General features: G+C 69.0%; 22 protein-coding genes. 6 read left to right on the forward strand and 16 right to left on the reverse strand.

Features of this window, described 5'->3' with window-relative positions:
- From ABZU75_RS07430 to ABZU75_RS07455, 6 genes are all read right to left on the reverse strand, one after another.
- The coding region (locus ABZU75_RS07430) for a bifunctional DNA primase/polymerase (protein WP_355550519.1) at positions 1-331 on the reverse strand (331 nt) is incomplete at its 3' end.
- Between the two features lie 246 nt (positions 332-577).
- Positions 578-1564: a porphobilinogen synthase gene (gene hemB, locus ABZU75_RS07435; protein ID WP_350918546.1), complete on the reverse strand. Its 987-nt coding sequence runs from the start codon at positions 1562-1564 to the stop codon at positions 578-580.
- A 281-nt stretch (positions 1565-1845) separates the two neighbouring features.
- Positions 1846-3426 carry a bifunctional uroporphyrinogen-III C-methyltransferase/uroporphyrinogen-III synthase gene (locus tag ABZU75_RS07440; RefSeq protein ID WP_350959166.1) on the reverse strand — a complete coding sequence of 527 codons (1581 nt, stop codon included), beginning with the start codon at positions 3424-3426 and terminating at the stop codon, positions 1846-1848.
- On the reverse strand, positions 3423-4343 hold the full coding sequence (gene hemC, locus ABZU75_RS07445) for a hydroxymethylbilane synthase (RefSeq protein WP_355550523.1): 921 nt from the start codon (positions 4341-4343) through the stop codon (positions 3423-3425). Before hemC ends, ABZU75_RS07440 begins: the two co-directional genes overlap by 4 nt.
- Positions 4340-5680, reverse strand: coding sequence for a glutamyl-tRNA reductase (locus tag ABZU75_RS07450; RefSeq protein ID WP_355550525.1), 1341 nt, complete (start codon positions 5678-5680; stop codon positions 4340-4342). The genes hemC and ABZU75_RS07450 overlap by 4 nt, the downstream gene beginning before the upstream one ends.
- 145 nt (positions 5681-5825) lie before the next feature.
- Positions 5826-6533 carry a redox-sensing transcriptional repressor Rex gene (locus ABZU75_RS07455; protein WP_355550527.1) on the reverse strand — a complete coding sequence of 236 codons (708 nt, stop codon included), beginning with the start codon at positions 6531-6533 and terminating at the stop codon, positions 5826-5828.
- Between the two features lie 285 nt (positions 6534-6818).
- On the opposite strand from ABZU75_RS07455, the gene ABZU75_RS07460 reads away from it, so the two are divergent.
- Positions 6819-7067, forward strand: a complete 249-nt coding sequence (locus ABZU75_RS07460; RefSeq protein ID WP_350918561.1) for a glutaredoxin family protein — start codon at positions 6819-6821, stop codon at positions 7065-7067.
- A gap of 50 nt (positions 7068-7117) precedes the next feature.
- Here ABZU75_RS07460 and ABZU75_RS07465 read toward each other — a convergent pair whose 3' ends face one another.
- Positions 7118-8869 carry an antibiotic biosynthesis monooxygenase gene (locus ABZU75_RS07465; RefSeq protein ID WP_355550530.1) on the reverse strand — a complete coding sequence of 584 codons (1752 nt, stop codon included), beginning with the start codon at positions 8867-8869 and terminating at the stop codon, positions 7118-7120.
- Between the two features lie 204 nt (positions 8870-9073).
- Between ABZU75_RS07465 and ABZU75_RS07470 the strand changes: the two genes are divergently transcribed.
- From ABZU75_RS07470 to ABZU75_RS07480, 3 genes are all read left to right on the forward strand, one after another.
- Positions 9074-9718, forward strand: a complete 645-nt coding sequence (locus ABZU75_RS07470; protein ID WP_051752836.1) for a sigma-70 family RNA polymerase sigma factor — start codon at positions 9074-9076, stop codon at positions 9716-9718.
- Between the two features lie 252 nt (positions 9719-9970).
- Positions 9971-10579: a DUF5667 domain-containing protein gene (locus tag ABZU75_RS07475; protein WP_355550532.1), complete on the forward strand. Its 609-nt coding sequence runs from the start codon at positions 9971-9973 to the stop codon at positions 10577-10579.
- 106 nt (positions 10580-10685) lie between these two features.
- A complete protein-coding gene (locus ABZU75_RS07480; RefSeq protein ID WP_355550534.1) occupies positions 10686-11570 on the forward strand; it encodes an HAD-IB family hydrolase in 885 nt (294 codons plus the stop codon).
- Between the two features lie 47 nt (positions 11571-11617).
- Here ABZU75_RS07480 and ABZU75_RS07485 read toward each other — a convergent pair whose 3' ends face one another.
- The 9 genes from ABZU75_RS07485 to proC all read right to left on the reverse strand — a co-directional run bounded on the left by ABZU75_RS07485 (position 11618) and on the right by proC (position 20077).
- Positions 11618-12643, reverse strand: a complete 1026-nt coding sequence (locus tag ABZU75_RS07485) for an alpha/beta hydrolase (RefSeq protein WP_355550536.1) — start codon at positions 12641-12643, stop codon at positions 11618-11620.
- A 160-nt stretch (positions 12644-12803) separates the two neighbouring features.
- A complete protein-coding gene (locus tag ABZU75_RS07490; RefSeq protein ID WP_355550538.1) occupies positions 12804-13775 on the reverse strand; it encodes a lysophospholipid acyltransferase family protein in 972 nt (323 codons plus the stop codon).
- The gene (locus ABZU75_RS07495) at positions 13772-14797 is read right to left on the reverse strand and encodes an NAD-dependent epimerase/dehydratase family protein (protein ID WP_355550540.1); all 1026 of its coding nucleotides are present in this window, start codon (positions 14795-14797) and stop codon (positions 13772-13774) included. Before ABZU75_RS07495 ends, ABZU75_RS07490 begins: the two co-directional genes overlap by 4 nt.
- A gap of 23 nt (positions 14798-14820) precedes the next feature.
- Entirely contained in the window at positions 14821-14919 is a 99-nt protein-coding gene (locus tag ABZU75_RS07500) for an AURKAIP1/COX24 domain-containing protein (RefSeq protein ID WP_018654693.1), read from the reverse strand.
- A gap of 305 nt (positions 14920-15224) precedes the next feature.
- A complete protein-coding gene (locus ABZU75_RS07505; RefSeq protein ID WP_012887307.1) occupies positions 15225-15428 on the reverse strand; it encodes a helix-turn-helix domain-containing protein in 204 nt (67 codons plus the stop codon).
- A gap of 322 nt (positions 15429-15750) precedes the next feature.
- Positions 15751-16530 carry a phosphatase gene (locus ABZU75_RS07510; RefSeq protein ID WP_355550542.1) on the reverse strand — a complete coding sequence of 260 codons (780 nt, stop codon included), beginning with the start codon at positions 16528-16530 and terminating at the stop codon, positions 15751-15753.
- Between the two features lie 36 nt (positions 16531-16566).
- Positions 16567-17730, reverse strand: coding sequence for an acetoin utilization protein AcuC (locus tag ABZU75_RS07515; protein ID WP_355550544.1), 1164 nt, complete (start codon positions 17728-17730; stop codon positions 16567-16569).
- Between the two features lie 227 nt (positions 17731-17957).
- Entirely contained in the window at positions 17958-19196 is a 1239-nt protein-coding gene (locus ABZU75_RS07520) for an MFS transporter (RefSeq protein WP_355550546.1), read from the reverse strand.
- A gap of 86 nt (positions 19197-19282) precedes the next feature.
- Positions 19283-20077 carry a pyrroline-5-carboxylate reductase gene (gene proC, locus ABZU75_RS07525; RefSeq protein ID WP_350959143.1) on the reverse strand — a complete coding sequence of 265 codons (795 nt, stop codon included), beginning with the start codon at positions 20075-20077 and terminating at the stop codon, positions 19283-19285.
- Positions 20078-20338: 261 nt separating this feature from the next.
- Here proC and ABZU75_RS07530 point away from each other — a divergent pair, with 261 nt between their 5' ends.
- Both ABZU75_RS07530 and dnaK read left to right on the forward strand, forming a co-directional pair.
- On the forward strand, positions 20339-20812 hold the full coding sequence (locus ABZU75_RS07530) for a hypothetical protein (protein WP_355550549.1): 474 nt from the start codon (positions 20339-20341) through the stop codon (positions 20810-20812).
- Positions 20813-21067: 255 nt separating this feature from the next.
- A complete protein-coding gene (dnaK, locus tag ABZU75_RS07535) occupies positions 21068-22939 on the forward strand; it encodes a molecular chaperone DnaK (protein ID WP_030916824.1) in 1872 nt (623 codons plus the stop codon).
- Positions 22940-22958: the final 19 nt, after the last annotated feature.

The following is a 22958-nucleotide window of genomic DNA, read 5'->3' on the forward strand; positions in this document are numbered from 1 at the left end:
CGCCGTTGACGGCGACCGGGCCCTGGGCTGCTCCGGCGGAGTCCATGTTCGCGAGGGCGGTGCGCCCCGCGGCGAGCGGTACGTCGAACACGTCGAACACCCGCCCCGTGGGGAGAATCACATTCGCCTCGGGTTCGTACCGCCACCAGTTGGTCAGCAGGGTGGGGTCGGTGGTGGCCTGCATCTGCCAGGCCACCGAGAGAGGGTGGCATCCCGGGTCGGGACAGCCGACGCGGTCGCAGGAGCAGGAGCGCGAACCGCCTCTCAGCGGCCGCGCGCCCAGACAGCTCGCCCAGCCCAGCGCGGCGTACTCCAGCACAGAACTGATCATCTGCTTCGGATGGCCATGTCGTCTGTTTCGACGAACCATCGGTACCCCGACCATTGTGTCCTCCGTCGTCCGCGCATCCCGCGTGCCACCCGGATGCGACGACCTGTCCACACTCTGGTCAGTGGGAACGTCAAACCCCCCAGGGTCTACGCCACCTGGGACACATCCGCACCGGTTATCGCACTCTAACGCACACGTATCTCCAGCAAGCGACGAACCTCCAGTTCTCGGTACGTGCCGCCGATCTCATCTCAGCTTCGCGGCGACCTCGGTCGCCCAGTAGGTGAGGATCATGTCGGCCCCCGCCCTGCGGATCGCGACCAGCGACTCCATGATCACCCGATCCCGGTCGATCCAGCCGTTCGCGGCGGCGGCCTCGACCATGGCGTACTCGCCGCTGACCTGGTACGCCGCCACCGGCACGTGCACGGCGTCGCGCACCTGGCGCAGGATGTCGAGGTAGGCCAGGGCCGGCTTGACCATGACGGCGTCGGCGCCCTCGTCGAGGTCCAGCCGCACCTCGCGCAGCGCCTCCCCGACCGGTCCCGCCGCGTCCTGCTGGTAGGCGTTGCGGTCGCCGAACTGCGGAGCGCACTCGGCCGCCTCGCGGAACGGGCCGTAGAACGCCGAGGCGTACTTGGCCGAGTACGCGAGGATCGGGACCTGCTCGAAGCCGTCACCGTCCAGGGCCGCCCTGATCGCCGCCACCTGGCCGTCCATCATGCCGCTCGGTGCGATCACCTGCGATCCGGCCCGTGCCTGGGCCACCGCCGCGGCCGCGTAGCGCTCCAGGGTGGCGTCGTTGTCGACCTCCCCCTCAGCGGTCAGGATGCCGCAGTGCCCGTGGTCGGTGAACTCGTCCAGGCAGGTGTCGGTCATCACGACCATCGTGTCACCCACGTCGGAGACCAGATCGGCGACGGCTCGCTGGACGATCCCCTCCGGGTCGTCGGCCGCCGACCCCCTGCCGTCCTTCACCGCGGGGATGCCGAACAGGATCAGCCCGCCCACCCCTGCCTCGGCCGCCTCGTGGGCGGCCTTGCGCAGCGAGTCGCGGGTGTGCTGGAACACCCCGGGCATCGAGCCGATCGGGTTCGGCTGGTCGATGTCCTCCTTCACGAACATCGGCAGCACCAGTTCCGCCGGGTGCAGCCGGGTGCCGGCCACCATCCGGCGCATCGGTGCCGTGCGGCGGAGCCTTCGCGGGCGTGCGACAGGGAACTGGGCCGTCATGGTGTCTCCCCCTTCCCCCGGCCGGTAGGGGACTGCGGGCCGGAGAAGCTCGATGTGTGTGCCGGCTCACCGCTCGCCGCGACGCGCCGCTGTCTCATGGCGCGCCGCCCGGCACCGCACATCACGCACCGCGTTCCGCGGCACTCCGGTCGCCACGCCCCACCACCTGTGGCGACGCACCGCCTGCCGGGGCGCCGCCGGTCACGGCCCGGCGCGCTCGCGCGGGACCGTCGAGCACGGCCTGCCCGCCCTTTTCGCGCGGGCAGCCGCCTTGTTCAAGGTTACTTGGCGCGGCGCCGGGCCCCTCTTCGGGTCTGCGAGGGCCTGCGGGGAACGTCCCCCGCCATGACCGCGGCCTGCCGCTGCTTGGCACCGTACTCCGCCAGCGCCGCCGCGAGGGCGGAAGTCGAAGGTTTGTCGGCCATGACGTCGACCCTGAGCCCGAATTCCTCCGCGGTCTTGGCGGTCTGCGGGCCGATCACGGCGATGACCGTGACGTTGTGCGGCTTGCCCGCGATGCCGACCAGGTTGCGGACGGTGCTCGACGAGGTGAACAGCACCGCGTCGAACCCACCGCCCTTGATCGCCTCGCGGGTGGGGGCGGGCGGCGGCGCGGCGCGGACGGTCCGGTAGGCCGTCACGTCGTCGCATTCCCAGCCGAGCTCGATCAGCCCGGCCACCAGCGTCTCGGTCGCGATGTCGGCACGCGGCAGCAGCACCCGGTTGATCGGGTCGAGCATCGAGTCGTACGGAGGCCACTCGACCAGCAGGCCCTCCGACGACTGCTCGCCGGACGGCATCAGATCGGGCCTGACGCCGAACTCCACCAGGGCCCGCGCGGTGCTCTCGCCCACGGCCGCGACCTTGAGCCCGGCGAACGCGCGGGCGTCCAGGCCGTACTCCTCGAACTTCTCGCGCACCGCCTTGACCGCGTTCGCGCTGGTGAAGGCCACCCACTCGTAGCGTCCAGTGACCAGGCCCTTGATCGCCCGATCCATCTGCTGCGGGGTGCGCGGCGGCTCGACGGAGATCGTGGGGACCTCCTCGGGCACCGCGCCGTACGAACGCAGCTGGTCGACCAGGCCGGCCGACTGCTCCTTGGTCCTGGGCACCAGCACCCGCCAGCCGAACAGCGGTTTGGTCTCGAACCAGGACAGCCGGTCGCGCATGCCGACGGCCTCCCCGACCACGATCAGCGCGGGCTCGACCATCCCGGCGTGCTTGAGATCGGGCCCGATCCGGCCCAGCGTGGTCACCACGGTGTGCTGCTCGGTCGTGGTACCCGCGCTGCTGATCGCCACCGGCGTCGAGTCGGGACGGCCCGCCGCGATCAGCGCCTTGCCGATCGGAACGGCCTCGGCGACGCCGTTGTAGATCACCAGAGTGCCCGCTCCCGCGGCGTAGGCGGACCAGTCCTTGATCTGGGTCGCGTCCACCACCCGGAACTCGGGCACCGACACCGCGGCCGGGATCCCGGCATAGGTGAGCACCGCCGTGGCCGGGGGCACGCCGGGCACGATCTCGAAGTCCACCTCCGCCTTGGCGCAGGCCGCGACCTCCTCGGTGATCGAGGAGAAGAACATCGGGTCGCCCGCGCACAGCCGCACGACGCAGCTGCCGCCCTTGGCTGCCTTGACGGCCTTCAGCGAGACGGCGCCCTCCTCTGCCGTGCCGACGATCTCGACGCCCTCGCGGCAGTGACGTAGCAACGAGCCGTACGCCTCCTGGTCGAGGATGACGATGTCCGCTCTGGAGAGCAGATCGGCACCGCGTAGCGTGAGCAACCCCTCATCGCCGGGCCCCGCGCCGACAAAGGCGACGAACCCGGACGGATGCTCGAAGGTGGTACTTCCGGAGCTCAATGTGCTTGCTCCCCTATCAACGTGCCGGCCCCTTCGGCGATCATCTCGGCCGCGAGGTCGCGACCGAGATCCATGGGCGCAGAAGAGCTCCCGGCGGCGGACTTGCGCACCGCCCGCCTGCCGTCGACGGCGACGGCAGCGGCGGTCAAAAACAGATCGTGCCCGTGCTCGGCCGCGTACGTGCCCAGCGGGGCGGCGCACCCCGCCTCCAGGGCATTGAGCACCGCGCGCTCGGCGGTGACCTCGGCGCGGGTACGCGCGTCGTCGAGCACGCTCAGCAGCTCGATCATGTCGGCTCTGTCGGAGCGGCACTCCACGGCCAGCGCTCCCTGACCGGGGGCGGGGAGTATCTCCTCGACCTCGAAGATCTGGGAGATCTCGGCCTCGCGGCCCAGCCTGCCGAGCCCGGCGGCGGCGAGCACGACCCCCTGCAGCTCACCCGAGGTCACCTTGCCGATCCGGGTGTCGGCGTTGCCCCGGATGGGCACATAGTCGAGATCAGGACGGATCATTCGAAGCTGGGCGATCCTGCGCGGGGAGCCCGTGCCGATCTTCGCTCCGGACGGCAGGTCGGCCAGCTTGGCGGCGCTCACCAGGGCGTCCCTGGGGTCGTCGCGCGGCGGGATCGCCGCGATGACCACGCGCGGGTCGGGCGTGGTGGGCAGGTCCTTCAGCGAGTGCACCGCGAAGTCGATCGAGCCCTCGATCAGCTCGTCACGGAGCGCGCTGACGAAGACGCCCGTACCGCCGAGCTGCGTGAGGTCGCCCTTGGTCACGTCGCCGAAGGTGACGACGCCGACGAGCTCGACGGCCCTTCCGGTCAGCTCGGTGAGGCGGTCGGCGACCAGGCCCGACTGCGTGGTCGCCATGACGCTCCGCCTCGTTCCCAGCCGGAGCGGAGGAGAAATGCTGCTCACAAGCCTGCCTCCTTCTTGCTCGGCTCGGTGTTCCTACCCTGCTCGACGTCGATCGTCTCGATACGCCGCACCGCTTCGGGCACCTTCGGGTCAAGATTGAACAGTTCGCGGAGTGCTTCCGCATAATGATCGCCCGCCGGAGACTCCGCCAGCTGCTTGACACGCACTGTGGGCTCGTGGAGTAGCTTGTCGACCACCCGCCTGACGGTCTGGGTGACCTCGGCCCTGACTCGTCCGTCGAGTTCGGGAAGCCGTGCGGCAAACCGTTCGAGCTCCGTCTCGACCACCTGCGCCGCCTTGCTCCGCAGCGCCACCACGGTCGGCGTGACGCGCGCGGCGCGCTCGGCCGACAGGTAGGCGGCGACCTCCTCGGCGACGATGCCGCGCACGGAGGCCACGGCCTCGGCCCGGCCACCGTCGTCGGTGCCGGCGTCGGCCCCGCTCTCCTGCATGGACTCCAGGTCGACCAGCGTCACGCCGGGCAACCGCCGTACGGCGAGGTCGACGTCGTGCGGCAGGGCCAGGTCCAGTATGAACATCCGGTGCGGAGTCACCATGTCGGCGGTGACGACCACGTCGGTGGCGCCGGTGCAGGAGATGACCAGGTCGGCCCTGGCCAGCTCCCTCTCCAGATCGCCGAACTCGGCGGCCCGGCCGCCGACCGTCTGCGCCAGCCGCACCGCGCGCTCGTGGGTCCGGTTGACCACCACGATGTCGGTGAGGCCCGCCCGCTGCAGGGTCGCGGCCGACAGGGCGCTCATCGAGCCCGCGCCGACCACCAGGGCCCGCATCCCCTCAAGGGGACCGAGGGCCCGCTCGGCGAGCGTGAGCCCGACTCCGACGAGGGAGGCGCCGGCCCGGTCGATGCCGGTCTCGGTGTGCGAGCGCTTGCCCACCCGCAGTGCCTGCTGGACGAGCTCGTTGAGCGTCGGGCCGAGCGTGCCCTCCTCCTGGGCCAGCCTGAGCGCCGAACGCACCTGGCCGAGGATCTGTCCCTCGCCCAGGACCATCGAGTCGAGGCCCGAACCGACCGAGAACAGGTGCTCGATCGCGCGATCCTCGTAGTGCACGTAGAGGTGGGCGGCCAGCTCGTCCATGGGGACGCCGGAATGGGTGCTGAGCAGCCAGGAGATCGACGTCACCGCGGCGTGGAACCGGTCGACCTCGACGTAGACCTCGACCCGGTTGCAGGTCGAGACGACCATGGCCTCGACGACGTGGACATCCCGGTGGACGTCCTGGAGCAGCTTCACCAGCGAGTCACCGGAGACGGAGACCCGTTCCAGCAGGGCCACCGGGGCCGTGCGGTGGCTCAGGCCGACGACGAGAACGCTCACCGACCCTCCACCGCCTTCCCCGAGAGGGCTCGGTCCGCCCCCGTCGTCTCCATGTTCGTGGTACGCGTCGTAGTGATCATGCTCATCGTGGTCGCCCGGGAAGGCCTGAAGAGTGTGTGCCGGTCAGTTCGTGTGCGGTGCTTCCTCACAAGTCCACCGCCTCGGGCCACTCCTCGGCCATCGCGGGCCCCCCACTCGTCCGATCCGTCTTACGTTGCTCGTGGAACGCAAGGATCTGTAGTTCAATCGATAGGTCGACTTTACGGATATCGACACCTTCTGGAACAGAAAGTACAACGGGGGCAAAGTTCAGGATGCTGGTGACCCCCGCGGCAACGACCCGGTCGGCCACCTGCTGGGCCGCCACGGCCGGTGTCGCAAGCACCACGATCGACACTCCCCGCCGTCGTATCACGGCTTCCAGCTCGTCGATGTGCTCCACATTCAATCCAGCGATGTGGTCGCCCACCACTTCGGGGTCCGCGTCGAGCAGCGCCGCGACCCTGAATCCTCGGGAGACGAACCCGCCGTAATTGGCGAGCGCACGACCGAGGTTACCCACTCCGACGATGGCAACGGCCCAGTCCTGGGTGAGGCCCAGCTCACGGGAGATCTGGTAGATCAGATATTCGACGTCGTAGCCGACCCCTCGGGTGCCGTACGACCCGAGGTGGGAGAGGTCCTTGCGAAGCTTGGCGGAGTTGACGCCGGCCGCGACGGCCAGGTCCTCCGAGCTCACGGTCGCCAGGCCACGCTCGGCCATGCCGTTCAGCGCTCGCAGATAGAGCGGCAGCCGGGCGACGGTCGCCTCGGGTATGCCGCGTTCGCGGGCTTGGGACAGACGGCGGATCACGTGCCGGAGCTCCAGGGGGACAGGCGACCGGCGCGGCCCGGACGCGACGGATGACGAGGTGAGGCCACTGTCATTCAGGTTAGTCCTTTTGTGAACCGGTGCACAAAGTGAGTGTTCACAATCTTGGCCACCCCCTCCGCCGGTTCGTGGTCCGACCCCCTCATCTGGGCCCTGACCTGCGCCTCCGGCAGGTCCCCCGAGGGCCGTCACCGGACCGCCCACCGCCCACCAGGCAGGCCGGCGGGCAGTCCGGCGTGGCGCCCTGACTCGGCTACCGTGGCGGTCATGTCACCCCGAGACCACCGCATCACCCTGCTCGGCAAGCCCGGTTGCCACCTGTGCGACGACGCGCGGGCAGTGATCGAACGGGTCGCCGCCGAACTCGGCGTCCCGTGGGAGGAACGCGACATCACGGCCTCAGCGGAGGATCAGGCACGGTACTGGGAGATGATCCCGGTCACCTTCGTCGACGGCGTGCAGCACGACTTCTGGCGCGTCGACGAGAACCGCCTCCGCGCCGCCCTCGGCGCCTGAGACGTCTCGCCTGATCCGGCGCGCGGACGACCACCGCCCGCGCGCCGTGGTCACGGCCTGAAGGCCGTCGGGAGCGGCATCACCTTCGCGGCGTTCATGGTGAGCTCGATGACGTTGGTGGCGAGCACCATCGGCTGGCGCTCGGTGACGAAGCGCTCCGTGTGCGGCTGGCGTTGATGGTCGCTGTAGGCGACCTCGTCACGGTAGATCTCGTAGACGATGCGCTGGAGCGGCGCCGACTTCACCGAGTGGCAGGCGTAGATGAGCGTGTCCGGCTCGGATCGGCGTACCGCCTCGACGGTCTCCTCGGCGAGCCGGTCGAACCTCTCGCCGGTGCCGTCGAGGAGGGTGAAGACGGTCAGCATGCCGAAGATGCTCGGTGAGGGACGGCCCGAGCCGCCCGGCAGGTCACCCGCCCCGCCCGGTCCACCCGGGTACATGGCGCCGCTTGCGGGGGCGGCGCCGAATGCCTGGTCATAGCCGGGAAAACCGCCTCGCCCCTGGTCCATGCCCAGGGAGGGCGCGCCGCCGAACGCCTGGTCGGCGGGCATCGGCTGGAGACTGCCCGGCCTGCCGAACTCACCGGTGGCGGGCCCGGCAGCCCCCCCTGGCCCCCCGGGCCGGCCGAACTCACCGGTGCCCGGGCCGGACTGCCTGCCGGGACCGGGAGCCCCGTGCCTGCCGAACTCGTGGGCCGGAATGTCGTACTCGCCGGTCGCCGGCCCCCCGGACGGCATGCCGAACTGACCGGTGACCGGCGGCTGTCCCCCGGGGGCGCCACCCCGTCTGCCGAGGTCGCCGCCGAACGGCTGGTCGGGGGAGGGCATGCCGTACTCACCCGCCATGAACATCCCGGTGGCGGGTCCGCCGAACCTGTCGTCGCCCGGCGGAGGCTGCTGCCCCATGCGCGCCGCGTAGTCGACCTCCTGGTCGCCCGCGCGGTACTCGGCGACGAGGTCGCCGAGCCCGGAGCGGCGGGGAGGCTCCTCGGCCAGGGTCCGGCCGCCAGGGGCCTCCTGGGACATCCTGCGTCCGGCGACCTGCACGTCGCGGGGTTGGTACTCGGGGGGCCGGAGTGTCGGGAGGCGCTTCTCCCAGTCGTCGTCCTCGGCCTCCTCGTCGTCGTCCTCGTAGGGCGCGAGCGGACGGAGCAAGGCGTACCAGACGGCGGCGGCGGTGACGAGGAGCAGCAGCGCGGTGAACATTCCGGGCACCGCGAAGCTGACGGCTCCCACCAGCGCGAGACCGGTGGGGCCGAGCACCAGGAGCGCGTGCATGTTGTCGGCGTCGTAGTCGTCGCCGCCGCGCCAGCGCACGACCGCGAGCAGCAGTCCGGCCAGCAGCACGATCGCGACGATCACGTGGACGACAAGCAGCAGGTATTTCGACGGCAGGTCCCAGTGGTGGCTACCCAGCGGGAGGACCTTGGCGAAGTCCTTGTCCTGCAGGACCGGGTCGACCGCCAGGATCACCGTCGCGATGACGGTGAGTGCGATCCCCAGGAGCCATGAGGCGAACCTGGCCGTGCCCTTACGGGCCAGCAGTTGGATGGCTCCAACAGCCAGCCACAGGGGCGCCAGCATGGATCCGGTCAGTTGATAAACACGAAATGTTCCTGCCCCGAACCCAGTTATGTAGCCGATGGCGATTACTCCGAGTGAGACGGAGAGAGACGCCGTCGTGATGCTCCAGGCGATCAGCCAGCCCTTGGGCTCACTGCGAAGACGGCTGATGAGAGCACCGGTGGCGATGACGGCGAGCAATGCACCGGCGAAGGCGATGACAGCGACGAGGACTTCCATGGTGTCTCCAATGCTGCCGGACATTACCCCCTAACCGGTAGCCGAACCCTCGGTCGGCTCCCGGAGTCGGCATGAAACAACCGACCCAACACCGTATCTGGTGATTACCCCCAGTCACGGCGCTTCGAAGTGGATTGTGGAATTACCGCTTGGTTTCCTAGAGTGATCAGGCACGCCGTACCCCCTTCCCCTCAGGGATACCGGATGCCTGAAACGTGGCCGCTCGCCGGGCACCTCCCCACGACCGTCGGGATGGCCCAGCCCGTCCGCAGTAACGACCTCACTCTGCGTGAGGACGCCTCCGAAGAACTCCGGAGGCTCGTTTTGCGTGCCAAAACCGGAGACACGGATGCTTTTGGCACGCTCTATGATCGCTACCTCACCCTGGTCTACCGCTATGTCTATTTCCGGGTCGGCTCACACCCGCTGGCCGAGGATCTCACGAGCGAGACCTTTCTCCGCGCGCTCCGCCGGATCACTGACTTCACGTGGCAAGGGCGTGATTTCGGGGCCTGGCTCGTGACCATCGCGAGGAACCTGATCACCGATCACTTCAAGTCCGGCAGGTACCGTCTTGAGGTCACAACGGCCGAGGTGATCGACACCCCGCTCGACGGCCCGCACATCCCGGAGAACGCCGTCGTCATCTCGATGATCAGCGACCGGGTGCTCAGCGCCGTCCGCGACCTGGGCCCCGAGCAGCAGGAGTGCGTGGTGCTGCGCTTCCTGCACGGTATGTCGCTGGCGGAGACCGCGCTCATCATGGGCAAGAAGAGCGGCGCGATCAAGGCGCTGCAGTTCCGCGCGATCCGCTCCCTGGCCCGCGCGCTCCCCTCGGATCTGGGCTGACGCCGCGTCCGCGCCCCTTACCCCGCCCCAAAGGACCCCACCCGGGGGAGCCTGCGGGAAGAATCCCGCGTCCGGCCGGGCGCAAGAGGATTGTTCACCATGCCGATGCCGGTGCGGCGCGTAACCTGACGTGCGGAGTCGTCGTTAGGCAAGTGACACCGATGGATCATGAGCTGGGGGCGGCAGGGAGCGTTCATGGGGAAGTGGCTGCCCGGAATCTCACGGAGATCGCAGGCTCACATCCAAAACCGCGTGTCGCGCCTCGGTAACCGCATGGCGGCCACCCCCCGTCCCGAGTTCCACGCCAGGCTCCGCGAGCAGCTCACCCAGCCCCCTCCCGGAGAGGACCTCGCGGAGCGGCCGCAGACCGGCCCGCGCCACTCCCGGCGCAGACCTCGTACGGGGCTGTTCACGCAGCTGCTGAGCGTCGTCCTGGTGGCCGCGATGGTCACCTCCGGTATATGGACCTCCCGGTCGATGCCCGGTGACACCTTCTACCCGCTCAAGCGCGCCGCCGAGAGGACGCTGTTCCACCTGAGCACCGACGAGGCCGAGCGGGCCGACCGCTCCTTCGGCTACGCGGAGACCCGCGCCCGCGAGGTCGAGGAACTCCTGGGCTCCGGCGAGCGCGAGGACATGATCGGGGAGACCCTCCAGGCGATGGAGGACACCACTCGCTCCGCGGTGACCTCCCTCAGGCAGGTCCGGCGCCGTGACGCCGCGAACGCCAGGGAGCTCAAGCTCTTCGTCCAGAAACAGCGCACCCAGATCAGTGGGATGATCCCCAAGATGGATGCCGAGGATCAGATCAAGGCCCACGTCTACCTCAACTACATCGACGGTCTGGCCCCACCCGATTAGCCTGTTCCGTCCAGGTCGTGCCATGCCGTATGACAGCGAGACGTCACATTTGGCTAACACGGCGGCTACCGATCTACCCCCCGTGTCCCGGTTAAGCTGAGGTGCTATGAGGCGGCTACTACGACGACGGGGCGAAACGGCGACGGTCGGGGAGCAGGCGGCCGGGGAGGTCGCGGCCGCGGCCGCCGTGGCGATGCCGATGGCCGAACCCGACCCGGTGGCCGCCGCCTTCTTCGACGTCGACAACACCATGATGCGCGGCGCGTCCATCTACCACTTCGCCCGGGGCCTCGCCTCCCGGGGCCTGTTCACCAGCAAGGACCTGTTCAGGTTCGCGCTCGGCCAGGCTGTCTTCCGGGTCCGCGGCGACGAGAACCCGGCCCACATCGCAGAGGCCAGGGAGACCGCGCTGGCGTTCGTGGCGGGCAGCAAGGTCGAGGAGATCATCCGGCTCGGTGAGGAGATCTACGACGAGGTGATGGCCGACCGCATCTGGGCGGGCACCCGCGCCATCGCGCAGGCACACCTCGACGCCGGCCAGCGAGTCTGGCTGGTCACCGCGACCCCGGTGGAGCTGGCCCGCGTGATCGCCCAGCGCCTCGGCCTGACCGGTGCCCTCGGCACCGTCGCTGAGACCGAGAACGGCGTCTACACCGGCCGCCTGGTCGGCGACCTGCTCCACGGCCCGGCCAAGGCGGAGGCCGTCAGGGCTCTGGCCCGCAGGGAGGGTCTCGATCTGACCCGCTGCTCCGCCTACAGCGACTCGGCGAACGACCTGCCGCTGCTCTCCCTGGTCGGCCACGCCACCGCGATCAACCCCGACGCCGAGTTGCGCGACTTCGCCAGGGAGAACGGCTGGGAGATAAAGGACTTCCGCACGGGCCGCAAGGCGACCTTGATCGGCCTGCCCATCGCGGCGGGCGCCGGGGCCCTCGCGGGGAGCATCGCCGCCGCCATCGCCCTGCGCCGGCACTACCGTTCCGGCGGCTGACCCACCCGCCGCTCCGGCGCCCGCAGGACGGCCTGGCGCGGCTCCGGTCAGCCTGCCGTACCGGCGGCCGTGATCCGGTCCAGCAACGCGGACAGTTCCCGGTTGACGGCCTCCGGGCGTTCCAGGCCGATCATGTGGCCGGCCTCGGGGAACACGACCAGCCTGGCGCCCGGCAGGGCCTCGGCGATGCGCCTGCTGTGCACCGGTGGAGTGAGACGGTCGCGGTCCCCGACCATGACAAGCGTCTCGACCCCGCCGAACGCGGCCAGCGCGGCCAGCTTGTCGTGGATGAGGAAGTCACGAAAGAAGCCGACCATGACCTCCGTCGGGGTGGCCGCGGCCATGTCGTTGACGAAGCGCACGTGCTCGCGCGGGGCGCGGGGCCCGAAGGCGACGTACCGGGTCATCGGCAGGTTGGTGCGAGATTTGAGGGCCACGCCGCGGTCGATGAGCGTGCCCCTGGCCAGCATGCGTTCGAACATGAGGGGCGTGACGCGCGGGGCGAGCCGCCCGATCGGCCCGGGGAGCCCGAACGTGCTGCCGTTCAGCTGCCCGGACGACGTGCTCAGCAGGGCCACTCCCGCCACCCTGGCGGCGAACGTCTCCGGATGCCGCCCGGCGAACGCCATGACCGTCATACCGCCCATGGAGTGGCCGGCGAGGACCACCGGCAACCCCTCGGGCACGGTGGCCTCGATCACCGCGGCGAGGTCGTCACCAAGCTGGTCGACGGTGCAGGCGTCGAGGGCACCCGCCGAGGAGGCGCCGTGCCCGCGCTGGTCGTAGAAGATCAGGGTGGCCCGGCCGGCGAGCGCCTCGCGCTGGAAGTGCCAGCAGTGCCTGTTCATCACCCAGCCGTGCGTGAAGATCACAGCCAGCTCGGGCGCCCCGGCCTCCTCGATGTCGACCGCGAGCCGCACGCCGTCACCGGTGGTGACGGTGGCCGACCGGCCGCGGTGCCCGCCGAGCACCGTGCCCGCGTACGCCCTGCGCCGCCGTACGGCGACTCCCAGTACCGCCCCCACGGCCAGCCCGGCGATGGCGGCCCCTGTCGCGGTACGGCCTGCGCCCATGACCACTCCCTTGATCCGGAAGATCGATGTTGAGCACACCATACCGACAGAAAGCACTCGTTGTTAGACGCTGTGACTAATAAAAACCGCCCCCGCTTGTCCGCCGGGCGCGCGCTCGCGCGACAGGTCTCCATCCGGATCGGCGGGAGGCCGGAGAACCTCAGAAGAGGGGCGGGAACGCGTGGCCGCGCTGGAGCCGGAGCTCGTCCAGCTGCTGCTGGATGGTCTCACGGACCTGGTCCGTGAGGTTGAGGACCAGCATCGGGTCGTCGGCGTCGGCCGGGTCGAACTCGTCGGTACGGATCGGCTCACCGAAGCTGATCATCCACTTGGACGGGAGCGGGACCAGCCCGAGGAGCCCGAACCAGGGGAACAGCGGCGTGACCGGCAGGTAGGGAAGGCCGAACACCCTGGCCAGGAGACGCAGGTCACCGATCTTGGGGTAGATCTCCTCGGCGCCCACGATGGCGCAGGGAACGATCGGCACGCCCGCGCGGATGGCGGAGGCGACGAAGCCGCCCCGCCCGAAGCGCTGCAACCGGTAGCGATCGGAGAACGGCTTGCCGACCCCCTTGAACCCCTCGGGAAAGACGCCGACGAGTTCGCCCTTGCGGAGCAGCCGGTCGGCGTCCTCGCGGCAGGCGAGGGTGTGGCCGGTCTTACGGGACAGATGCCCGAGCACCGGGAGCCGGTAGACCAGGTCGGCCCCCAGCAGACGGAGCGCGCGGCGCGCGGGATGTTCGTCGTGCAGGGCCACCTGCAGCATGAGCCCGTCAAGCGGGATGGTGCCCGAGTGGTTGGCCACGACCAGGGCGCCGGAGTCGCCGGGCACGTTGTGCAGGCCGACGGTCTCGGTGCGAAACCAGTGGCGGTACAGCGGGCGGATCAGCTCCAGCAGCACCCGGTCGGTGAGCTCGGGATCGAACCCGAACTCGTCGACCTCGTACTCTCCGGTCACCCGGCGCCGCAGGAAGGCGAGCAGTTCGGCCAGCCTCTGATCGTCGCCTCCGCCCGCCGGCGGCCCGGGGAAAGGCTCGTCCGGCGTCTCCTCGGAGACAGGCTCGCCAAAGGTGCGGGCGCGGGTGATGGGAATCACCTCGGCCTCCCGGCTCTCCCCTGCCGTCTCGGTCATTCCGTCACCGCCCGGGACAACATGCCCATCATGGCGGCGGGAAGGCCACCGGCCAGATCCCGCGCGCGGATGAAATCCTCGAAGGCGGTGGCGGTGGAGAACTTCGGCTTCCAGCCGAGAGCCGCGGACAGCAGGGTGGTGTCGACCACCCGGCCGTGACACATCAGGCGGAGTTGCTCGGGGGAGAAGTCGACCAGCCCCGCACCGCGGGCGAGGTCGCCCATGAGACCGAAGACGGGAGAGGGCATCGGAAGCGAAAGCAGGCCCACCCTGCGCGCGCACTGCGACAGGAGCAGCACGCCGTCCCCGGCCACGTTGAACGTGCCGGGGTGGTCCTCCATCGCCATCCGCCGCAGCACCTCGACCGCGTCGTCCTCGTGAACGAACTGCAGCCGCGGGTCGAACCCGAACACGGTCGGCAGGACGGGCTGGGCGAAGTAACGCGTCAGTGGGGAGTCGACGCCGGGACCCATGAAGTTGGCGAACCTGAGCGTCGACACGACCATGTCGCGGCGCCGCCTGGCAAAGCCCCGAACATAGCCCTCCACCTCGGAGGCGTCCTTGGCATAGCCGTGGCTCGGCGGCTCGGCCGGCTCGGCGTTCTCGGTGAAGACCGCGGGATCGTGCGGGGAGGAACCATAGACGGCGGTGGTGGAGCGCACGACGACACGGCGGACCGTCGCGGACCGCTGACAGGCACCGAGCAACTGCATGGTGCCGATGACGTTGTGCTCCTTCATGAGTGCCCGGCCACCGCTCCGGGGAGGAGCGCTCACCAGGCTCATGTGAACGACGGTGTCGATGTCGGCGGCCGCGATCACCTGCGCGATGTCGGGACTGCGCAGATCGACGCGGACGAACTCCGTCCGGCCGAGAGGTACGCCGCCATCACCTGACAGCGAGGGCGGCGGCACCGTATCCACTCCGATGACCCGGTCGATATCCGGGTCATCCGCGAGAACGCTCGCCACTCGGGCGCCGATGTGGCGCGAGACCCCGGTGACAAGCACGGTGTGGGTCATCGGCGCCTCGCAGATCCGCGCAGTTACTTCTTGTTACGCCGCTGGATGCGGGTCTTCTTCAGAAGCTTGCGGTGCTTCTTCTTCGCCATGCGCTTACGACGCTTCTTGATCACAGAGCCCACGGGACCCCCAGGTAGCTGGTAGCCGAGAATGTCAAACCGGCATGCGATAGCACACCGGCACAACAGACTACCGGCGATCCACGGTAGATCGCCCCTGGGGGGACCCCGGGCACATCAACTCACGACGTGGCGTACACGTCGCTACCTCGACGAGACAGAGACCTGTCACACACCGGTCGCACCGGAAATCATGCTCCGGCACGACCGGAAGGGACAGACTCACGAGCCGTCAGCGCGCCTCGCCCACCTCACGGCCGGATGTTCCCTCCACCGGCCGCTCGGCTCGGCGCGCCGAGCCCCCTGTCTCAACCTGCCTCGATGTAGGCATCCCTGAGATAATCGTGCACCGCCTGCTCAGGCACCCGGAAGGATCGACCGACCCGGATGGCCGGCAGCTCGCCCGAATGCACGAGTCGGTACACAGTCATCTTGGACACCCTCATGACAGTGGCCACTTCTGCCACCGTCAGGAACTTCACCTCGCTGAGAGGTCTTTCGCCTGCACCCATCGGACGCCTCTTCCGCACGTGTATCCGGGTTATCCCCACTGGTGCCATTGCTCACGCACGTGTACTGCCGTCAGCGTAAGTCGGGAGGCCGGGCACGCAAACCCCCTATTTTCTCAGCCCTCTGAGCCTCACGTCAGTGAAACCGACAAAATCGCTGGCCAGCAGCCGGACCGTGCCCCTGTTTTCGATCTTGGAACGGACCAACTGTCTCCTATTAGAGTCGCCCACAATCACCAAAAAGTTGGCAAACGGTCGGCGAGCTCCGTGGAATGCAGGCGCGAAATACCTGTATAGGGATGACCCAATTTGCGCATCCCCCGTCTCAGAGGGCTCGCGCGACCCTCTCGACCAGGTGGTGTGTCAGCGGTTCGTAATACCTCGGTAGCACGTTGTCATCGAGCGGGACGGTCACCGCGATCTTGCCCTCGGCCTCCCCGACGAAGAGCGCGGGGTCGTTGCTGTCGGCGAATCCGACGGTGAGGATGCCCGCCTCGCCCGCCGCTCCGGCCCAGCCGTGGTCGGCGATCACCAGATCGGGACGGTCCGCGTCGAGCTCGGCGATCATGGCCCGCATCGGGGCGGGGTCGTGGGTGTGCACGAAGGCGCCCTTGTCGTCGAGCATCGCGACGTCGTCCAGATAACGGATCTTGCGCCTGCGGCCGAACCCGCTGCCCCAGTACGACCACCCCTCGGCCGGGCTCATCAGGACCGCCCCGCGCGCCCTGAGCATCCGGGCCAGGGCCAGGTGAATGGTGAGCAGGCCGGTGGGGTGCCCGGTGGCGATCAGGATCTGCGGATTCTCCCTGCCGAGCACTCCCGCGATCGTGTCGCCCATCTTCTCGACCGCCTCGATCGTACGGTCGGGGTCGATGGTGTCCTGACCCTCCCGGTGCAGCGGATCGGCCACCACCCCGGCGGACTTGGCCATCAACTCCAGCACGTCCCGATAGGACCAGGCTCCGTCCACGGTCAGCCCGAACATGTAGTGCGGATCACGGTTGGCCAGCGACCGGTAGTGGTCCAGGTTGTTCTCCCGGCTGGTCGCCACATCACCGGCGATCCGAGTCCGGACCAGGTGCTCACGAAGCTCAGCACGGGTCATCGGTATACCAGTCCAATTCGCCCACGGACACTCGTGTCACGGGAGGGGGTCGAGGCCGTGGAAGGGGAAGATGGCTTTTCTTGTCGCCATGATGGCTCGGTCGATCGGGTCTGCTGGGTCATAACCGGCGGAGAAATCGCTGAATTCCGGATTCCTGCCATCGGTCAGCGTCAGGGGTGCCGACTGGTTGGTCCGTTCCTTGACGAACGTGCGCCACGCCTCGGGAGTGGCGGTCCTCGGGTCGAGCGGGTGGCCCGCCACCTCCGCGATCAGGTGGGTCCACGCCCGGGGCACGACCTGCACCAGCTCGTACCCTCCGCCGCCGGTCACGACCCATCGCCCGCCCGCGGTCTCGTGGGCCAGCTCGTGCAGCGCCGCGTACGCCACGCGCTGGCCGTCCAGGCTGAGCATCAGGTTGGCCAGCGGGTCGAGGGCGTGACTGTCGCAGCCGTGCTGGGTGACCAGGACCTCGGGGGCGAACTCCCGCAGCAGCGGCGGGACCACCGCGTGGAAGGCCCGCAGCCAGTCGCTGTCGCCGCATCCGGCGGGTAGGGCCACGTTGACCGCGGTGCCCTCCGCGCCGCTCTCATTGGGGAAGCCCGTACCGGGGAAGAGCGTGCGGGGGCTCTCGTGCAGGCTGATGGTGAGAACCCTGGGATCGTCGTAGAACATCGCCTGCACGCCGTCGCCGTGGTGCACGTCCACGTCCACGTAGGCGACCCTGGACGCGCCCTGGGCCAGCAGCCACGCGATCGCCACACCCGGGTCGTTGTAGACGCAGAACCCGCTCGCCAGGGCGGGCATCGCGTGGTGCAGGCCGCCCGCGACGTTGACCGCGTGCTCGACCTCGCCGGTCCACACCGCGCGGGCCGCGGCCAGGCTGGCCCCGGTGATCAGCGCGGACGCCTCGTGGACCCCGACGAAGGCGGGATTGTCCTCGGTGCCGAGCCCGCAGGCCAGGTCGCGTCGCCCGGTGGCGGAGACCCGTTTGACCGCCTCGATGTAGTCACGCTTGTGAACGAGCGCCAGCTCGTCGTCGGTGGCGGGCGCGCATCCGCTCATCTCCACCAGGTCCAGCACGCCCAGTTCCCTGGCCAGCGCCATGGTCAGCTCGACCCGCACGGGCGCGAGCGGGTGCCCCGGACCGAAATCGTAGGAGATGAGCGCATCGTCCCAGACAACCCGCACGGATCGGCTCATGCGCACTCCCTGTCTGGTCGCGACGCCGCGCGCCACGGCCCGATCTTCCTACTCCCGGCTCGACGTTACCGCACGTGTACGGAATGCGGTTTACGCACGCGTCTCGGAGGACAGAGCGGTTTTCATCTGAGCGAAATATCCTAATTTATTGCTATTAACAGTTCCGGGTGCCGGGACACGAGACCGCTGCCCGGAACACCGTCCGGAGCACCCTCCGGACGGTGTGGTCAGGTGAGGTGCACCCGGCGCAGTCCCCGGACAGCGGGGATCAGGAGAAGTGAGGCGCATCCGGCGACCGCCACGATCGAGGACATGGTCAGCAACTGCGGCGCACCCATCACCCCTGCCACCGGGCCGGCGAGCACCTGGCCGATCGGGACGAACAGGGTCGAGCCGGCGACCTCGTAGGCGGTGACCCGGTTGAGCGCCTCCGCGGGCACCTGGGTCTGGATGCTCGTGGCCCACATGACCGACCAGAACGCCCATCCCGCGCCGCCGATCACATGCGCGGCCATGAGGACGCCCTGCGGCGATGCCAGGGCGATGGAGAGCGGCTCCAGGGCGAAGCCGAACAGGCCGATCGCGCCGGCCATCAGCGGCCGTCCCGGGCGGACCCGCATGGCGATCAGACCGCCGACGACGGTGCCCGCGCCCGAGGCGGACATGACCAGGCCGTAGGCGGTCTCGCTGAGCCGCTCGGTGATCAGCACCGAGCCCAGCGGAATCATCGGGCCGAACAGGGTGACGCCGAAGACCGTCCAGACCAGGATCACCGACCACATCCAGGTCCTGGACCGGAACTCCTGCCAGCCACCGCGCAGGTCACGCCAGACCGACCGCGCCACGGCCTGGAAGGCGACCGCGGGCAGGCGCAGGAGGAGCAGGCAGACCGCGCTGACGGCGAACCCGGCGGCCTCGATCGCGAAGACGACGCCGACCCCCCAGAAGCCGACGATGGCACCGGCGACCCCCGGCCCGGCCAGCATCATGATCGACTCGGAGACGCGCAGGGTGGCGTTGGCCCTCTGCACGTCCCGCGCCACCCGCGGGACCGTGCTGGAGACCCCCGGCTGGTACATCGCGGCGGCGACACCGTTGACCGCGGAGATGACGAGGATCTGCCAGAGGTCCGGCCTGCCGGAGATGAACAGCGCCGCACTGATCCCCTGGGTCACCATCCGGACCGTGTCGGCGCCGATCATCATGCGGCGCGGCGTGAACCTGTCGGCGAACACCCCGCCGAACAGGATCAGCACCGCGAAGGGCGCCATCCAGGCGGCCAGTGCCAGCCCCACCCCGGTGGGACCGTAACCGAGCCCGCCCACCCCCACCGCCGTCGCGAACGGCACCATCGACGCGCCGAGCATGGAGATCGATCTGGCGGTGAAGAAGAGCAGGAAGCTCCGCGTCCAGACGGAGGGGCCGCCGAGTTCCCGCTGATCATCATCCAGTACGGCCTGCCCCACGATGGCCCCATTTCCCCCGAAGTTCCGCGGAAAATGATGCCGTTATATAGGAAAATTTCCTAATAGATTTCCTGGCGGGGGCGAGCTCAGCCCTCGGCGAGCTGGCGTCCCCTGTCCCTGGCGGCCTCGATGGCGGCCAGGAAGGCGGCTCGGACGCTGTGCCGCTCCAGTTCGGCGATGGCGGCGATGGTGGTGCCCCCCGGCGAGGTGACCGCCTCGCGCAGTATCACCGGGTGCTCGCCCGAGTCGCGGAGCATGATCGCCGCGCCGACGATCGACTGGGTGACCATGTCGAGGGCGGCGGCACGGGGCATGCCGAGCAGGATTCCGGCGTCGACCATGGCCTCGACGAGATAGAAGAAGTAGGCGGGACCGCTGCCCGACAGGGCCGTGGCCGCGTCCTGCTGCGCCTCGGGGATGCGCAGCACCTTACCGACCGGGCTGAACAGGTTCTCGGCGCGCTTGAGGTGCTCCTCGGAGGCGTGCGCTCCCGCCGAGATCACGCTCATCGCCTCGTCGACCAGCACCGGCGTGTTGGACATGACCCGGACCACCGGGATCTCCGCACCGAGCCGCGACTCGACGAACGAGGTCGTGATCCCCGCCGCCGCCGAGATGACCAGCCGGTCGGCCGGCAGGTGCGCCGCGATCTCGGCGAGCAGGAACCCCATGTCCTGCGGCTTGACCGCGAGGATGATCGTGTCGGCGCTCTTGGCTGCCTCGGCGTTGGAGACCACCCGGATGCCGTACTGCTTCGCGAGGGCCTCGCCCCGCTCGGCACGTCGTGCCGTCGCCATCACGTCGCCCGGCTTGAACCCGGCTCTGAGCAGCCCGGACAGCAGGGCCTCCCCCATCTTGCCGGTTCCAAGAATCGCGATCATGTGAGCACCTCGAAATCAGGGATCGAAACTCCTCGCAGCCTATCGGCCCCGTCTTCCCACGAAATCATCCAGCGCCGCTGGGTAGTGGCGATGTATGTGGACATACGCCATCGACATGAACCGCCATGCACCACGGGCCGACCGTACTACCCGTCGACAATGACCTCGTCACGGTCTCGGCGGTCATGGCCGAGGTACGGCAGCGCGGCATCGGGGTGCCCTGAACCTCCCAAGGCCCCGATCCGTCTTAGGGGTATGCGTATGATCGCGACTCCCATCCTGGCCGGAAGTCTCCTGCTGGCGCTGGGCTGCGGCACCGAACCCAGCGCCACCCCCTCGCAGCCGGTGAGCCGGAGCACCGCCCTTCCCGGCGGTCCCTCGGAGCCGGCGAGCCACACCGTGGCCCCCCGGGACGAACCCACCGGCGGCGGCCCCAGACCGACGAAGCCGGAGGGCCACACCGAGAATCCCCGCAAGGTCAGGTGGCTGAAGGCCACCCCGTCGAAGGACGGCCGGAGCCTGCGGATCATCTGGTGGTCCGGGGTGGAGCCGTGCAACGTGCTCGACCGGGTCACCGTACGGGAGACCTCCAAGCGGGTGACCGTCACCCTGTGGGAGGGCCCGAGCAGCAAGGCCCAGAACGTCGCCTGCATCGAGATCGCCATCCAGAAGGTGACGACGGTCAAGCTCAAGAAGCCACTCGGCTCCCGCAAGGTGGTCGACGGCGCCCGCTGACGCGGTGCCCTCCGGGGCTCACGTGTCCAGAACGGCCCCCGTCGGCGGTGACCGGACGGCCTCCGGTCACCGCCGGGAACGACCACGCGCGTTCCCTCGTCGGAGGGGATGAAGGATCCCGCCCGTTTCCCGGAAATCGGGAATGCTTCCACGCGGTCGAAGGTTGAGCCCAATAGACTCAAGTCGTTTGACAAACCTCGCTCGGGGTTCCACTATGAGTGGCATCGACTCAACTTTGACTACAAGGACGTACTCATGGCACGTGCGGTAGGTATCGACCTGGGGACGACCAACTCCGTCGTCTCGATTCTTGAGGGCGGTGAGCCCACCGTCATCGCCAACGCCCAGGGTTCGCGGACCACGCCGTCCGTGGTCGCCTTCGCGAAGAACGGCGAGGTCCTCGTCGGAGAGGTCGCCAAGCGGCAGGCCGTCACCAACGTCGACCGGACGATTCGCTCGGTCAAGCGCGAGATGGGCACCAACTGGACCGTCGAGATCGACGGCAAGAAGTTCTCCCCGCAGCAGATCAGCGCCTTCGTCCTGCAGAAGCTCAAGCAGGACGCCGAAGCCTACCTGGGCGAGAAGATCACCGACGCGGTGATCACCGTTCCCGCCTACTTCAACGACGCTCAGCGTCAGGCCACCCAGGAAGCCGGCACCATCGCCGGCCTCAACGTGCTGCGCATCATCAACGAGCCCACCGCCGCGGCGCTCGCCTACGGCCTGGACAAGGACAAGGACGAGACCATCCTCGTCTTCGACCTCGGCGGCGGCACCTTCGACGTGTCCCTGCTCGACGTCGGCCAGGAGGACGGCCACGGCTTCGTCGAGGTCAAGGCCACCAGCGGCGACAACCACCTCGGTGGTGACGACTGGGACCAGCGCGTCGTCGACGAGCTCGCCACCCGGTTCAAGAACGCCCACGGCGTCGACCTGACCAAGGACAAGATGGCCCTCCAGCGCCTGCGTGAGGCCGCGGAGAAGGCCAAGATCGAGCTCTCCAGCCAGTCGGAGACCTCCATCAACCTGCCCTACATCACCGCCTCGGCCGAGGGTCCCCTCCACCTGGAGGAGAAGCTCACCCGCGCCGAGTTCCAGCGGCTCACCGCCGACCTGCTCGAGCGGTGCAAGGGCCCGTTCAACCAGGTCGTCAAGGACGCCGGCATCAAGGTCTCCGACATCGCCCACGTGGTGCTCGTCGGCGGCTCGACCCGCATGCCCGCCGTCGCCGACCTCGTCAAGGAACTGACCGGCGGCAAGGAGCCCAACAAGGGCGTCAACCCGGACGAGGTCGTGGCCATCGGCGCCGCCCTCCAGGCCGGTGTGCTCAAGGGCGAGGTCAAGGACGTCCTGCTGCTCGACGTGACCCCGCTGAGCCTGGGCATCGAGACCAAGGGCGGGATCTTCACCAAGATCATCGAGCGTAACACCACGATCCCGACCAAGCGCTCCGAGGTCTTCACCACGGCCGAGGACAACCAGCCGTCGGTGCAGATCCAGGTCTACCAGGGCGAGCGCGAGATCGCGGCGTACAACAAGAAGCTGGCCACCTTCGAGCTGACCGGCATCGCCCCGGCGCCGCGCGGGATCCCGCAGATCGAGGTCACCTTCGACATCGACGCCAACGGCATCGTCAACGTCTCCGCCAAGGACCTCGGCACCGGCAAGGAGCAGACGATGACGATCACCGGCGGCTCCGCGCTGCCGAAGGACGACATCGAGCGCATGATGCGCGAGGCCGAGTCCTACGCCGACGAGGACAAGAAGCGCCGCGAAGAGGCCGAGACGCGCAACAACGCCGACTCGCTCGTCTACCAGACCGAGAAGTTCCTCGGCGAGAACGCCGAGAAGGTCCCGGAGGACATCAAGAACGAGGTCAACGAGGCCGTCGCCGAGCTCAAGAAGGCCCTGGAGGGCACCGACTCGTCCGAGATCCGCGCCTCCGCGGAGAAGCTCGCCACGGTCAGCCAGAAGATGGGCTCCGCCATCTACGCTCAGTCGCAGGCCTCCGAGGCCCCGACCGGCGCCCCCGGGGCGGACGCCACCGCCGGACAGAAGGCGGACGACGATGTGGTCGAGGCCGAGATCGTGGACGACGAGCCGAAGCGCGACAGCGGCACCAAGTGACGGCCGGAAAGTCGAGGGG

Origin of the sequence: Streptosporangium sp. NPDC005286 (assembly GCF_040607515.1) — a bacterium.
Taxonomy (GTDB): domain Bacteria; phylum Actinomycetota; class Actinomycetes; order Streptosporangiales; family Streptosporangiaceae; genus Streptosporangium.